Raw genomic sequence first — 13,304 nt, forward strand, 5'->3', positions numbered from 1 at the left:
CCCCCCCCCCCCCCCCCCCCCCCCCCCCCCCCCCCCCCCCCCCCCCCCCCCCCCCCCCCCCCCCCCCCCCCCCCCCGGAGAGGGGGACGCCCTATCAACCAAGCCGCCGCTCGCCCGAAAAGATCGCCCGTGCGCGCGAGCTTCGTCTTGGAGACAATCAGGCGGAAGCGACTCTCTGGAACGAGCTGAAAGCCAAAAAGCTGGGGGGTTACAAATTCGTTCGCCAGATGCCCATCGGTCCCTATTTCGTTGATTTCGCCTGCAGGAGCAAAAAGCTGATCGTGGAGTTGGATGGCAGCCAGCACGCTGAGAGTAGCTACGACAGACGGCGCGACGAGTTCATGCGTGGCGAAGGCTTTTCGGTTTTGCGGTTCTGGAATTTTGATGTTTTGAAGAACACCAGAAGTGTCTGCGAGACGATCCTTGCAGTCCTTGAAGGGCAGCTTGCTGAAGATGTGGCCGCTCCGGACCTCAGGTTTGTATTCGCCGCCAAGAAGACGGGAGACAGCGCTCTATGATGGCCCCCTCTCCGTCTCGGGCTTCGCCCGAGCCACCTCTCCCCCGCTTCGCGGGGGCGAGGAAGGGCGCACACCCATGACCACCTTCACCCCATCCACCCCCGCCGAGGTCCTCTCCGCCATCCAATGGGCCGCCGCAGAGGAAACTCCGCTCGAAGTCCTCGGCCATGGCTCCAAGCGCGGCATCGGCCGGCCGCTGCAGACCGAACATACGCTCGACCTGTCGAATCTCACCGGCGTCACGCTCTACGAGCCGGCCGAGCTGGTGCTTTCGGCACGCGCCGGCACGCCGCTTGCCGAAGTCGAAAAACTGCTTGCCGAGAACGGCCAGCAGTTCGCCTTCGAGCCGATGAATTACGCTGCGCTGCTCGGCGGCGAGCCGGGCAAGGGAACGCTGGGCGGCGTTCTGGCTTCCAACCTATCCGGTCCGCGCCGGCTCAAGGCGGGTGCGGCGCGCGACCACATTCTCGGCATATCGGCGGTTTCCGGACGCGGCGAAGCCTTCAAGTCGGGCGGCCGCGTCGTCAAGAACGTCACCGGCTACGACCTTTCCAAGCTGATGGCGGGGAGCTGGGGCACGCTCGCCGTGCTGACCGACATCACCTTCAAGGTCCTGCCGGCGGCGGAAACCGAGGTGACTTTGGCCATCCGCGGCCTGCTCGACGATGCTGCCGTTGCGGCCATGGCGCTGGCGCTGGGCTCCAGCGCCGAAGTCTCGAGCGCGGCGCATCTGCCTGAGCGGATCGCCGCGCGCGTCGCCGCCGGCCATCTCGGCAGCGATGCCGCGACGCTGCTGCGCGTCGAAGGCTTTGGACCCTCGGTCCTCTACCGCATCGAGGCATTGCGGACCCTGCTCGGCAAGGCCGGCCCGCTGCAGGAAATTGCCGGCGCAGCATCGAAGGCGATCTGGCGAGACATCCGTGACTGCGTGCCCTTTGCCGATGGCGGCGCAAGGCCGGTCTGGCGCGTGTCGATGCCGCCGTCTGAGGCGCATCATGTGGTGATGGCGCTGCGCATGCAGGCGGCGGCCGACGCCTTCTATGATTGGCAGGGCGGGCTCGTGTGGCTCTCGATGCGCGAGGATGATCCGGAGGCGGAGCTGCTGCGCGCATTGATCCGCAAATATGGCGGCGGCCACGCGACGCTGGTGCGGGCGTCTGCCTCGCATCGCGTGGCGCTGCCGGTGTTCGAACCGCAGCCGCCGCATCTCGCGGCGCTTTCGGCGCGGCTCAAGGCCGAGTTCGACCCGAAGCACATTCTCAACCCCGGCCGCATGGCGCCGGGTTCCAGCTCTGCTACTCTTCGTCAGTCAACGGAGGGAGCAGCACCATGAGCAATGCCAATCCAGGCCCGGGCAGCGGCTCGCGCCAGACCGATCGCTGGCTCGAGCCGGGTCAGACCAACGCGCTGGTCATCTACATTCTTTATCTCGCCAGCCTTGCCATCGGCGTCACCGGCATTATCGGAATCGTGCTTGCCTACATCAATCGCGGCAAGGCGGGCGGTTTTGTCGAAAGCCACTACACATTCCTGATCAGGACGTTCTGGATCGGCCTTCTCTACGCGCTGATCTCCTTGGTCCTGATGATGCTCGCGATCGGTTTCCTGCTGATGTTTGCGGTTGCCGTCTGGTTCATCGTCCGCTGCATTCTCGGCCTGCAGGCGCTGCAGCGTGGCGAGGCGATAAAGAACCCGCAAAGCTGGCTTCTCGGTTCATAGGACATATCGGTGCAGACCAATTTCTCAGCCGCGCAGCTCGCCGATCCGCATGTCGCGGAATCGGAGAAGATCCTGCGCAAATGCGTGCATTGCGGCTTCTGCACAGCCACTTGCCCGACCTATGTGACGCTCGGCAATGAGTTGGATTCGCCGCGCGGCCGCATCTATCTCATCAAGGATATGCTGGAGAAAGGCCGACCGGCGGACAAGGAGATCGTCACCCATATCGACCGCTGCCTGTCCTGCCTTGCCTGCATGACGACATGCCCCTCGGGCGTCAATTACATGCATCTTGTCGATCATGCCCGCGCCCATATCGAGCAGACCTACAAACGGCCGCTGCTCGAGCGCCTGACCCGCGCCATGCTGGCTTTCGTGCTGCCTTATCCGGGCCGCTTCCGCGCCGCGGTTAAGCTCGCCCGGCTCGGCCGGCCGTTGATCGGCCTGTTCGAAAAGCTGCCGGCCCTGAAGCCGGTCGCCGCCATGCTGAAGCTTGCGCCGTCTTCGATCCCGCCGGCATCGCCTTTGGCCTCGCCCGGCGTGCATGCGGGGCAGGGCACGAAACGCGGCCGCGTCGCCATCCTCACCGGTTGCGCGCAGTCGGTGCTCGATCCCGCCATCAACGAGGCGACCGTCTCGCTGCTGACGCGGCTCGGCGTCGAGGTCGTGGTGCCGGAAGGCGAGGGCTGCTGCGGCGCGCTGGTGCATCACATGGGTCGCGAGGATCAGGCTCTTGCGTCGGCCAGGCAAAATGTCGACGCCTGGACGCGCGCAATCGACCAGGGCGGCCTCGACGCCATCATCATCACCGCATCGGGCTGCGGCACCACGATCAAGGACTACGGCTTCATGCTGCGCCTCGATCCGGCCTATGCGGAAAAAGCCGCGCGCGTCTCGGCGCTGGCCAAGGACATCACCGAATATCTCGCCGCCCTCGACCTGCCCGAACCGGTGCGCAAGCCGGGCACGATTGTCGCCTATCATTCCGCCTGCTCGATGCAGCACGGCCAGAAGATCACCCGTCAGCCGAAGGAGCTTCTGACCAAAGCGGGATTCGTCGTGCGCGAGCCGCGCGAAGGGCATCTCTGCTGCGGCTCGGCCGGCACCTACAACATCCTGCAGCCTGAAATTTCGGCGAGGCTGCGCGACCGCAAGGTGAAAAATATCGAGGCGACCGGCGCCGAGATCGTCGCCACCGGCAATATCGGCTGCATCACGCAGATCGCGTCCGCAGCGAAGGTGCCGGTGGTGCACACGATCAAGCTGCTTGACTGGGCCTATGGCGGGCCACGGCCCGAAGGCGTTTCCGAGGAAAGCCTGGTCGCCGCAGAATAGCTACTCCGCCGCCAACTGGTCCGCCACGCCATAGGTCGCGCGGTAGAGCGCGCGCTGGCGGTTGAGCGCCACCATGGTGTTGCGCAGCAGGATCGCCACCGTCAGCGGGCCGACGCCGCCCGGCACGGGCGTGATCCAGGAGGCAACCTCCTTTACGCTCTCGGTGTCGACATCGCCGACAATGCGGCTCTCGCCGTCCGGGCCGATTTCCGAATTGATGCCGATATCGATGACGCAGGCGCCGGGCTTCACCATCTCGGCCTTGATCAGCCGCGGCCTGCCGACGGCGACGAACAGCGCATCCGCGCGCCGCGCATGCGCCGCCACCGAGCGCGTCATGTGATGGCAGACCGTCACCGTCGCGCCCTCGCTCATCAGCAGGAACGCGATCGGCTTGCCGACGATTTCGGAATGGCCGACGACCACCACCTCGAGCCCTTTGAGGTCGAGACCAGTTTCCTTGAGAAGCTGGACCGATGCGGCCGCCGTGCAGGGCGCGAGATCGAGCTGGTTGTAGACGATGTTGCCGATCGAGGCCGGATGCATGCCCTCGACGTCCTTCAGCGGGTGCACCGCCGCCTGCAGCGTCTTGATCGGGATATGCGCCGGCACCGGCCGCTGGATGATGATGCCGGTGACGCGCGGATCGGCGTTGAGGCCGTGGATGGCGGCTTCCAGCTCGCCCGCCGTGATGTCGGCGGCAAAGCGCCGTTCTTCGAAGCCGATGCCGGCAAGCCCGGCCTTGGCGCGCTGGTTGCGCACATAGACGTCGACCGCGTCGGTGTCGCCGACGGTGATCGAGACCAGCTTCGGCGGAAAGCCTTCCGCTGTGGCGATGGCCGCTTCCTCGCGTACCGACGCGATGATGCGCTGGGCGACCGGACCGCCCCTGAGATAGCGGCTGTCGTCGGACCGGGTCATAGGTGGAACCTCTGCCTTCTGAAGCAACTCCAGAAGGGCGGTTTTCCGTCCGGAACTGCATAAAAACCAAGATTGTGCGCTGCAATAGCAGAGGTGCGCCGGGAAATCAGCCCCGAATGCGAAACATGCTGCTTCCGGGGCGACCCGTTGACGGGCTTGAAACGAAAAGGGCAGCACGGTCTCCCGTGCTGCCCTTTCGTGACTGGCCGTATCCCCACACGGCCCGTCCCCCGTTAACTCGATGCCAGTCTAAGCATGTCTACCAAAAGCGCGCTATGGCTTGAGGGCAACAGCAAGCGCCAAAACTGCTCAGCGCCGCCTAACCGGCTGATTCGCGGTTACTATATCACCTCGACGGTTGTTCCGACATTGACGCGCTCGTAGAGGTCGACAACATCCTCGTTGCGCATGCGGATGCAGCCGGAGGACACCGCGCCCCCGATCGTCCAGGGCTGGTTGGTGCCGTGGATACGGTATTCCGTGGTGCCGAGATAGAGCGCGCGCGCGCCGAGCGGGTTCTCGATGCCGCCGGCAAGATAGGTCGGCAGGTAGCGGCCCTTGGCCGCCTCGCGGGCGATCATCGCCGCCGGCGGGCGCCAGTCCGGCCACACCTTCTTGTCGGTGATCTTGTGTGTGCCCGACCATTCGAAACCGGGCTTGCCGGTGCCGACGCCGTAGCGGCGCGCCTTGCCATTCTTCTCGACCAGATAAAGGAAGTTCTGGTGGGTATCGATGACGATCGTGCCCGGCTTCTGCGGCCCGTCATAGGCGACTTCCTGAGGCAGGTAGACCGGGTTGATCTGCGGCCGCATCACCATGCGCTTGGCAGGCTGCTGGACGGCTGCGGTGCGCTGCTGGTCGGGCTGCGCCTGGAAAAGCCGCCGCAGCGGCTGCTGGGTTGCTTGCCGGCTTGGGCGCACGATGCCTGGCGCATGGCCGAGCTGTAGCACCCAGGGCGCCGAAAGATCGGGACTCACCATCACCGGCGGCCTGTCTGCATAACGGTCATTGGCGAAAGAGGTCGTCGCGCCGGCGGCAAGCACCGCGGCTGCGCCGAGCACGAAAGTGAACGCTGTCTTCATCGGAACGCACCTTGATCGTCGAACTCGTCCGAGGGCAGGGAAGAGCCCCCTCGGCGTGGCGATCCTTGGCGCTGAGCAGCAAGCAAAACATGAATCGGAATGCCTAAAATGCCGACTTGTGAGTAAACTTTTTGGTGTGGTTACCGGCCGGTTCAGGAATCTGGTAAAGCCACGGTAAAACCGACGCTTGCGCGCATTAACGGACGGATTGCTGAGAATGGAACAAGAAAATGCCGGCCTGCTCGACGGCCCCGACGGTGTCGCGCGCTGCTTCTGGCACGGCAACCTGCCGGACTATCTGCACTATCACGACCATGAATGGGGCCGGCCGGTGGCGGACGATCGCCGGCTCTTCGAAAAGATTTGCCTCGAAGGTTTCCAGTCCGGTCTCTCCTGGCTGACCATCCTGCGCAAGCGCGAGAATTTCCGCGAGGCCTTCGCCAATTTCGAGTTCGACAAGGTGGCGGCGTTCACCGACAAGGATGTCGAGCGTCTGCTCGGCAATGCCGGCATCATCCGCCATCGCGGCAAGATCGTCTCGACCATCAACAACGCCAGGCGCGCGCGTGAAATGGCCGATGAATTCGGCTCGCTGGCCGCCTGGTTCTGGAAGTTCGAACCGGGGCCTGACGAGCGGCCGACGGTTCTCGACCTCGCCCATCTGCGCGCCAATCCGACGACGGCGGTCTCGGTCCGGATCTCGAAGGAATTGAAGAAGCGCGGCTGGAGCTTCGTCGGCCCGACCACCGTCTACGCCTTCATGCAGGCGATGGGCCTGGTCAACGATCACCTCGAAGGCTGCGTCTGCCGGGCCGAGGTGGAGTCCGAACGGCAGACCTTCAAGAGACCGAAATAGGGTCACCTCCCCTTGTGGGGAGGTCGCGCCGAACGCGCGGGTGGGGGTCAGAAAACCGAGCTCATCGCCCCGACGCTACGCCTCCTCACATTGGAAGGGTGGGGAAGATCAGAGGCTGCCGGCGCTTGTCAGAAACAAACCGGCAATGATGGCCGCCACGGCCGCGAAGGCCGGGTAGATCACCAGCAGTCCGGTCACCACCGCGTCGCGCACCGTCGGCTTGTGGGCTTCCGCCACGACCTCGAACGGCCCTGCGGGCTGCTGCACCGGCTTGTGGGTGGCGCTGCCGGCCGGCCGGAGCTTGGCAACAGGCTTGCCCTCAATGATGTTTTCCGTGGTGGCCATGGTCCCGAAACCCCTTGTTTCGGCGCGCTTTATGGTCCTCGATTGTGTCGGCAGCATGCCGCGCTGGTGACGCAATTGTTTCGTTTTTGGCGTCGTTTTGTTTCGAAGGCGCGGCCTTTCCTTGTCGCACAAGGAGAAGGGAAAGGTGCCAACCCTTGCCGCCCAAGGCGGTATCGTCTAGGACACGCCCGCTCGAAAGAAGTCAGCGTTTACTAACGAAAAGACCCATCCATGGCCGACAAATCGGAAAAGACGAAAGCGCGGCTGCCGCGCGGTTTTGCCGACCGCAGCGCCGAAGACATCCGCGCCGTCGAGAAGATGATGGCGACCATCCGCTCGGTCTATGAGCTTTACGGCTTCGAGCCGGTCGACCAGCCGATGATCGAATACACCGACGCGCTGGGCAAATTCCTGCCCGACCAGGACCGGCCGAACGAAGGCGTCTTCTCGTTCCAGGACGATGACGACCAGTGGCTGTCGCTGCGCTACGACCTGACCGCGCCGACGGCGCGTTTCGTCGCCGAGAATTACGACCGCCTGCCGAAACCCTACCGCAGCTATCGCTCCGGCTGGGTGTTCCGCAACGAAAAGCCCGGCCCCGGCCGCTTCCGCCAGTTCATGCAGTTCGATGCCGATACGATCGGCACGCCGGGTGTCGCCGCCGACGCCGAGATGGCGATGATGATGGCCGACGTGATGGAAGCGCTCGGCATCAAGCGCGGCGACTATGTCATCCGCGTCAACAACCGGAAAGTTCTGGACGGCGTGCTGGAGGCGATCGGCCTCGGTGGCGATGAGAACGCCGGGCGCCGGCTGACGGTGCTGCGCGCCATCGACAAGCTGGACAAGATCGGGCCGGAAGGCATTGCTCAGTTGCTAGGCGGCGGCCGCAAGGACGAGAGCGGCGACTTCACCAAAGGCGCGGGTCTCGAGCGCAAGGCGGTCGAGACCGTGCTCTATTTCATGAACTTTGAGCCGAGCGGAGCTGGCGGCGAATGGCGCAAGTTCGAAGCCGCGACCGACATTTCGCCGAACGCCGCCCAGATCCGTTGGCTGAAGACGCTGGATTATTTTGCCGACACCGGTCGCGAAGGCGTCGAGGAACTGGCGGCGATCGCGGCCATGGTCGATGTTGCCGGCTACAGCGGCCGGGTGCTTATCGATACATCCGTCGTGCGCGGCCTCGAATACTACACCGGTCCGGTCTTCGAGGCCGAGCTGCTGGCCGAGATTCCCAACGAAGACGGCCAGATCGTTCGCTTCGGCTCGGTCGGCGGCGGCGGCCGCTATGACGGGCTGGTCTCGCGCTTCCGCGGCGAGCCGGTGCCGGCGACCGGCTTCTCCATCGGCGTCTCGCGGCTGATGACGGCGCTGAAGAACCTCGGCAAGCTCGACACCTCGGACGTCATTGCTCCGGTCGTCGTTCTGGTCATGGACAAGGACACGGAAAGCCTCGGCGGCTACCAGAAGATGGTCGCCGACCTGCGCGCCGCGGGCATCCGCTCGGAAATGTATCTCGGCGGCGCCGGTATGAAGGCGCAGCTGAAATATGCCGACCGCCGCGGCAGCCCGGTCGCCGTGATCCAGGGTGGCGACGAGCGCGCCAAGGGCGAAGTGCAGATCAAGGACTTGATCGAAGGCGCGCGCCTGTCGGCCGAGATCACCGATAACGCCGAATGGCGCGCCGCGCGCCCCGCGCAGGTTACGGTGGCGGAAGGTGAGTTGGTCGCCGAGGTGAGGAAGATCCTGGCGGCGCAGGCCGAGGAGCGGGCACGTGGAAAGTAGAGGTCGCGTTCCTTCGCGCCCCCCTCTGTCCTGCCGGACATCTCCCCCACAAGGGGGGAGATTGGCAGTTCGGGCGCCGCGCCTCTTCCTGCAACGCTCAAGATTGGCGAAAGCCGGCGCGACATCTGATCTCCCCCCTTGTGGGGGAGATGTCCGGCAGGACAGAGGGGGGCGCCGTAGAGCGCAGACTCTCGCCGTTCCCCTCATCCGTCTTGGCGCTGCGCGCCAATCCACCTTCTCCCACAAGGGGAGAAGGGAAGGGCGGGCTGCATGACTTCCCGCTACCCCGCCATCACCGCCGATATCGGAAAACTCTTCGCCGCGCGCGATACGCACGCCGTCGAGGTGGCCGTGCTGCAGCCGGCCGATCCGTTTCTCGACATGGCCGGCGAGGATCTGCGCCGCCGCATCTTTCTCACCGAAAGCGAGACCGGCAAGACTTTGTGCCTCAGGCCCGAATTCACCATTCCGGTCTGCCTCGACCACATCGCCAGCCAGGCAGGCACGCCGCGCCGCTATTCCTATCTCGGCGAGGTGTTCCGACAGCGCCGCGAGGGCGGCAACGAGTTCTTCCAGGCCGGCATCGAGGATCTCGGCGATCCCGATACCGCCGCCGCTGACGCGCGCTCGCTGGCCGACGCGCACGCGCTGCTCTCGCTGGTGCTGCCCGAGCAGGGGCTCGCCATCACGCTCGGCGACCAGACCTTGTTCGAGGCGGTGCTGGCGGCGCTCGGCCTGCCGCGTGGCTGGCGCATGCGCCTCGCCCGCGCCTTCGGCTCGGCGCCGATGCTGGAGGCGGCCCTTGCCGATCTCGCCAACCCGCCGCGCAACAGTCAGTTGTCGGGTCCGGTGGCCTTGCTGGTGCTCGACGGCGATACGGAGCGCCTTGCCGCTCATATCGCCGCCGGCATGGAAGAGGCCGGGCTCTCGGCTTCGTCCGGCCGCGCTCCGGCCGACATCGCGCGGCGGCTGATCGAGAAGGCGCAGTTGCGCAGCGTGCGGCTGTCCGACGAGGCGTTCTCGGCGCTGAAGGGTTTTCTCGAGATCGACGTCGCGCTGGGCGGCGCCACGGAAGCGCTGGAAAAATTCGCCGCCGATGCCGGCCTGTCCCTTGGCGCGGCGCTCGAGAATTTCGCTGCCCGCGCCGAGGCAATAGCGGCGCATGGCCTGCCGGTAGAAAAGATCCGCTACGATGCCGCCTTCGGCCGCCCGCTGGATTACTATACCGGTCTTGTCTTCGAGATTGCTGCCCAGGGTGGCGACCGCCCGCTGGTGGGCGGCGGTCGTTACGATCGGCTGCTGACGCTGCTCGGCGCGAAGAAGCCTATCCCCGGCGTCGGCTTCTCGGTCTGGCTCGATCGCATCGAAGGACTACGGGAGCCGACGCGATGATCACGCTGGCGATCCCATCCAAGGGCCGTCTCAAGGAGCAGTCGCTTGAAGTCCTGGCCAAGGCCGGACTGGCGGTCAATCTGCCCGAGGACGACCGCAAATACCGCGCCCGTATCGAGGGCCTCGACAATGTCGAAGTGGCCTTCCTCTCCGCGTCCGAGATCGCCGGCGAGATCGGCCAGGGCGCGGTCGATCTCGGCATCACCGGCGAGGATCTGCTGCGCGAAAACCTCGCCGACTGGGAAGCGCGCGCCGAGATCGTCGCCCGTCTCGGCTTCGGTCATGCCGATGTCGTGGTGGCGGTGCCGGACATCTGGCTCGACGTCGATACCATGGCCGATCTCGACGATGTCGCCGCCGATTTCCGCCAGCGTCATGGCCGGCGGCTCAGGATCGCTACCAAATACTGGCGGCTGACCCAGCAGTTCTTTTCGCTGAAGCACGGTATTCAGGTCTACCGCATCGTCGAGAGCCTTGGCGCGACCGAAGGCGCGCCGGCCGCCGGCCTTGCCGACGTCATCGTCGACATCACCACCACCGGCTCCACGCTGCGCGCCAACCACCTCAAGGTGCTGGGCGATGGGGTAGTCCTGAAGTCGCAGGCCTGTCTCGTCGCGTCCAGGAAGGTCCGCGCCGCGGCCGATGAGGCACAGTTGCGCGACATCGCCGCGAAGATGGCTGCGCTGGTCGCTTAACCCATACCTTCGGCGGGTTTCCACCGTCCCGGCAGGCTGATAGGCTGGCTCATCCCGGGAGGATACGGCGATGGCGATCAAACTCGACGAGCTCATGAACGCCACCAATCTGCGCGGGCTCGGAACGCATGGCACCTTCATTGCTCCGATGGACGGCAGGGCGCATGTCTCGGGCGACGGTTCGGCGCCGTTGCTCGACAAGACCATTCCGGAACTGTTCTCCGATACGGTGAGCAGATACGCCACGCTCGATGCCGCCGTCTTCGTCGGCCAGGACAAGCGCTTCACCTGGAGCGAGCTGTCGGATGCGGTCGACGCGCTGGCCGCCGGCTTCCTGGCGCTCGGCCTGGAGAAGGGCGATCGCGTCGGCATCTGGTCGCCCAACCGCTGGGAATGGCTGGTGACTCAGTTCGCCACCGCGCGCATCGGCCTGATCCTGGTCAACATCAACCCGGCCTACCGGCTGACCGAGCTGGAATATGCGCTCAACAAGGTCGGCTGCAAGGCGCTGGTCACGGCCGTCAGCTTCAAGACCTCCGACTATCTTGGCATGATCGAGACGCTGGCGCCGGAGATCGCCAAGGCCGAGCCCGGCAAGCTCGAGGCCAAGAAGCTGCCGTCGCTGAAGATCGTCATCCGCATGGGCGAGGACAACTCGCCCGGCATGTTCAATTTCGGCGATGTGCTGGCCATAGCCGGCCGTGACGAGCATGACAGCCTCGATCGCATCTCGGAAAGCCTGAAGCCCGGCGATGCCATCAACATTCAGTTCACCAGCGGAACGACGGGCGCGCCGAAGGGCGCCACACTCACCCATTTGAACATCGTCAACAACGGCAGCTTCGTCACCTCGGCGATCAAGCTCACCGCCGACGACCGGCTCTGCATCCCGGTGCCGCTCTATCATTGCTTCGGCATGTCGATGGGCACGATGGGCTGCGTCACCAAGGGCGCCACGATGGTCTTCCCGGGGGAAGGTTTTGACGCGGGCGCGACGCTCAGGGCCGTCGCGCAGGAACGCTGCACCGGCCTTTATGGCGTGCCGACCATGTTCGTCGCCATGCTCGATCATGCCGATTTCTCTACCTTCGACCTTTCGAGCCTGCGCACCGGCATCATGGCGGGCTCGCCTTGCCCGATCGAGGTGATGAAGAAGGTGGTGTCGCTGATGCATATGGCGCAAGTGACCATTGCCTACGGCATGACGGAGACCAGCCCGGTTTCCTTCCAGAGCAGCGTCGACGACCCGCTGGAAAAGCGCGTCTCCACCGTCGGCCGCATCCAGCCGCATGTCGAGGTCAAGGCGATCGGCGCCGACGGCGCCACCGTCGCGGTCGGGGAGCCCGGCGAGCTCTGCACGCGCGGCTACTCGGTGATGAAAGGCTATTGGGACGACGCCGAAAAGACCCGCGAGGCGATCGACGCCGACGGCTGGATGCACACCGGCGACCTCGCCACCATCGATGCCGAGGGCTATTGCAACATTGTCGGCCGGGTGAAGGACATGGTGATCCGAGGTGGCGAGAACGTCTATCCGCGCGAGGTCGAGGAATTCCTCTACCGCCACCCCAAGATCAAGGAAGTGCAGGTCTTCGGCGTTCCCGATGACAAATATGGCGAGGAGATCTGCGCCTGGATCGTGCTGAAGCCCGGCCAGATCGCCACCGCTGAGGAGATCAAGGCCTTCTGCGACGGCCAGATCGCGCATTACAAGGTGCCGCGCTACATCCGCTTCCGCACCGAGCTGCCGATGACGGTGACCGGCAAGCCGCAGAAATTCCTGATGCGCGAGGCGATGCTGAAGGAACTGGGACTGGTGGCGCAGAAGACGGCGTGAAGCGGGATTGATCCGGAAATATTCAGCCTTCGCAAAACGCGCTCGAAGCGCGAACTGCCGACCACCCGTTTGGATGGGATGATGGACAACGAGTTCCCGAATTTCGCGGCGCTGAAGGCCGCCAAAACTGAAAACGTAGACTATCGCATCGTCGTGCGGCGTGGCGCACGAACCGGAAATGCGATCGTCCTCGCCCCGCACGGCGGGAAAATCGAGCCCCGCACCTCCTTGATTGCCGAGACGGTAGCAGGGAGCGATCTGGATCTGTATTGCTTTGAAGGACTTATGCCGCAAAACAATCGCGAGTTGCACATAACGTCAAATAACTTTGACGAGGAATCCGCACTCGAATTGTTGCGGGCGAAGTCCATTGTCGTTGCTATCCATGGTCGCCAGGATCGGGACGATCCCTCGACAATCTATATGGGCGGCAAGGATGCCGCGCTGATCACAGAGATAGTTGGACGTCTGCAGGAAGCCGGCTTCAAGACCGAAAGGGACAACCATATTTTTCCAGGCATCGGCGATTTGAACATCGTCAATCGTGGATTGACGGGCAAAGGAGCACAGCTGGAGATACCCTTCTCACTGCGCCAGCGGCTGGGGAACGAGCCGGAACTTTTGGGAAAATTCTGCGGGGCGGTTCGCAAGGCGATTGACACCGCCGATGCCAGAAACGGTTCGATCGTGTCCTAAGCCGCATCACACGGACCCGGCAAGGAGGAGCACCCGCCCTAGAGCTGGATGATTTTAGGTTGAACAGTATCCGGCGTTTTCGAAGTAGTTGGTGCATTCGGTTGCGGTGAGGCCATCGAGGAT

13 protein-coding genes are annotated in these 13,304 nt (G+C 64.5%); 10 read left to right on the forward strand and 3 right to left on the reverse strand.

All coding sequences use genetic code 11. From position 1 onward, the window contains the following. Positions 1-122 precede the first annotated feature (122 nt). The 4 genes from CK220_RS31090 (at position 123) to glcF (ending at position 3,572) form a co-directional block, all read left to right on the forward strand. Positions 123-518 (forward strand): DUF559 domain-containing protein, encoded by a 396-nt coding sequence (locus tag CK220_RS31090; RefSeq protein WP_095815161.1) that lies wholly within the window; start codon positions 123-125, stop codon positions 516-518. Positions 519-594: 76 nt separating this feature from the next. Then, entirely contained in the window at positions 595-1,851 is a 1,257-nt protein-coding gene (gene glcE / locus CK220_RS31095; protein WP_095815162.1) for a glycolate oxidase subunit GlcE, read from the forward strand. Beyond that, on the forward strand, positions 1,848-2,237 hold the full coding sequence (locus CK220_RS31100; protein WP_095815163.1) for a DUF4870 domain-containing protein: 390 nt from the start codon (positions 1,848-1,850) through the stop codon (positions 2,235-2,237). Before glcE ends, CK220_RS31100 begins: the two co-directional genes overlap by 4 nt. A 9-nt stretch (positions 2,238-2,246) precedes the next feature. Beyond that, entirely contained in the window at positions 2,247-3,572 is a 1,326-nt protein-coding gene (glcF, locus tag CK220_RS31105) for a glycolate oxidase subunit GlcF (protein WP_095815164.1), read from the forward strand. Here glcF and CK220_RS31110 read toward each other — a convergent pair whose 3' ends face one another. After that, positions 3,573-4,493, reverse strand: coding sequence for a bifunctional 5,10-methylenetetrahydrofolate dehydrogenase/5,10-methenyltetrahydrofolate cyclohydrolase (locus CK220_RS31110; RefSeq protein ID WP_095815165.1), 921 nt, complete (start codon positions 4,491-4,493; stop codon positions 3,573-3,575). A gap of 341 nt (positions 4,494-4,834) precedes the next feature. Then, positions 4,835-5,575: a L,D-transpeptidase gene (locus CK220_RS31115; protein WP_095815166.1), complete on the reverse strand. Its 741-nt coding sequence runs from the start codon at positions 5,573-5,575 to the stop codon at positions 4,835-4,837. A gap of 217 nt (positions 5,576-5,792) precedes the next feature. Here CK220_RS31115 and CK220_RS31120 point away from each other — a divergent pair, with 217 nt between their 5' ends. Next, on the forward strand, positions 5,793-6,431 hold the full coding sequence (locus CK220_RS31120; RefSeq protein WP_095815167.1) for a DNA-3-methyladenine glycosylase I: 639 nt from the start codon (positions 5,793-5,795) through the stop codon (positions 6,429-6,431). Positions 6,432-6,539: 108 nt separating this feature from the next. On the opposite strand, the gene CK220_RS31125 is transcribed toward CK220_RS31120, so the two are convergent. Continuing rightward, on the reverse strand, positions 6,540-6,776 hold the full coding sequence (locus CK220_RS31125; protein ID WP_095815173.1) for a hypothetical protein: 237 nt from the start codon (positions 6,774-6,776) through the stop codon (positions 6,540-6,542). Positions 6,777-7,007: 231 nt separating this feature from the next. Between CK220_RS31125 and hisS the strand changes: the two genes are divergently transcribed. The 5 genes from hisS to CK220_RS31155 all read left to right on the forward strand — a co-directional run bounded on the left by hisS (position 7,008) and on the right by CK220_RS31155 (position 13,181). Continuing rightward, positions 7,008-8,561 carry a histidine--tRNA ligase gene (hisS, locus tag CK220_RS31130; protein WP_095815168.1) on the forward strand — a complete coding sequence of 518 codons (1,554 nt, stop codon included), beginning with the start codon at positions 7,008-7,010 and terminating at the stop codon, positions 8,559-8,561. A gap of 270 nt (positions 8,562-8,831) precedes the next feature. After that, positions 8,832-9,953 (forward strand): ATP phosphoribosyltransferase regulatory subunit, encoded by a 1,122-nt coding sequence (locus CK220_RS31140; RefSeq protein WP_095815169.1) that lies wholly within the window; start codon positions 8,832-8,834, stop codon positions 9,951-9,953. Beyond that, complete coding sequence (gene hisG / locus CK220_RS31145; RefSeq protein ID WP_095815170.1) at positions 9,950-10,648, forward strand: ATP phosphoribosyltransferase; 699 nt, start codon at positions 9,950-9,952, stop codon at positions 10,646-10,648. Before CK220_RS31140 ends, hisG begins: the two co-directional genes overlap by 4 nt. A 70-nt stretch (positions 10,649-10,718) precedes the next feature. Then, the gene (locus CK220_RS31150; protein ID WP_095815171.1) at positions 10,719-12,485 is read left to right on the forward strand and encodes an AMP-binding protein; all 1,767 of its coding nucleotides are present in this window, start codon (positions 10,719-10,721) and stop codon (positions 12,483-12,485) included. 81 nt (positions 12,486-12,566) lie between these two features. After that, positions 12,567-13,181, forward strand: coding sequence for a poly-gamma-glutamate hydrolase family protein (locus CK220_RS31155; RefSeq protein ID WP_176479272.1), 615 nt, complete (start codon positions 12,567-12,569; stop codon positions 13,179-13,181). The last annotated feature ends 123 nt before the right edge of the window (positions 13,182-13,304 follow it).

Origin of the sequence: Mesorhizobium sp. WSM3860, assembly GCF_002294995.1 — a bacterium.
GTDB lineage: Bacteria > Pseudomonadota > Alphaproteobacteria > Rhizobiales > Rhizobiaceae > Mesorhizobium.

Coding starts and splice junctions, on each gene's coding strand:
- glcE (WP_095815162.1), top strand. CDS start 595: ATGACCACCTTCACCCCATCCACCCCCGCCGAGGTCCTCTCCGCCATC.
- CK220_RS31100 (WP_095815163.1), top strand. CDS start 1,848: ATGAGCAATGCCAATCCAGGCCCGGGCAGCGGCTCGCGCCAGACCGAT.
- CK220_RS31110 (WP_095815165.1), bottom strand. CDS start 4,493: ATGACCCGGTCCGACGACAGCCGCTATCTCAGGGGCGGTCCGGTCGCC.
- CK220_RS31115 (WP_095815166.1), bottom strand. CDS start 5,575: ATGAAGACAGCGTTCACTTTCGTGCTCGGCGCAGCCGCGGTGCTTGCC.
- CK220_RS31120 (WP_095815167.1), top strand. CDS start 5,793: ATGGAACAAGAAAATGCCGGCCTGCTCGACGGCCCCGACGGTGTCGCG.
- CK220_RS31125 (WP_095815173.1), bottom strand. CDS start 6,776: ATGGCCACCACGGAAAACATCATTGAGGGCAAGCCTGTTGCCAAGCTC.
- hisS (WP_095815168.1), top strand. CDS start 7,008: ATGGCCGACAAATCGGAAAAGACGAAAGCGCGGCTGCCGCGCGGTTTT.
- CK220_RS31140 (WP_095815169.1), top strand. CDS start 8,832: ATGACTTCCCGCTACCCCGCCATCACCGCCGATATCGGAAAACTCTTC.
- hisG (WP_095815170.1), top strand. CDS start 9,950: ATGATCACGCTGGCGATCCCATCCAAGGGCCGTCTCAAGGAGCAGTCG.
- CK220_RS31150 (WP_095815171.1), top strand. CDS start 10,719: ATGGCGATCAAACTCGACGAGCTCATGAACGCCACCAATCTGCGCGGG.
- CK220_RS31155 (WP_176479272.1), top strand. CDS start 12,567: ATGGACAACGAGTTCCCGAATTTCGCGGCGCTGAAGGCCGCCAAAACT.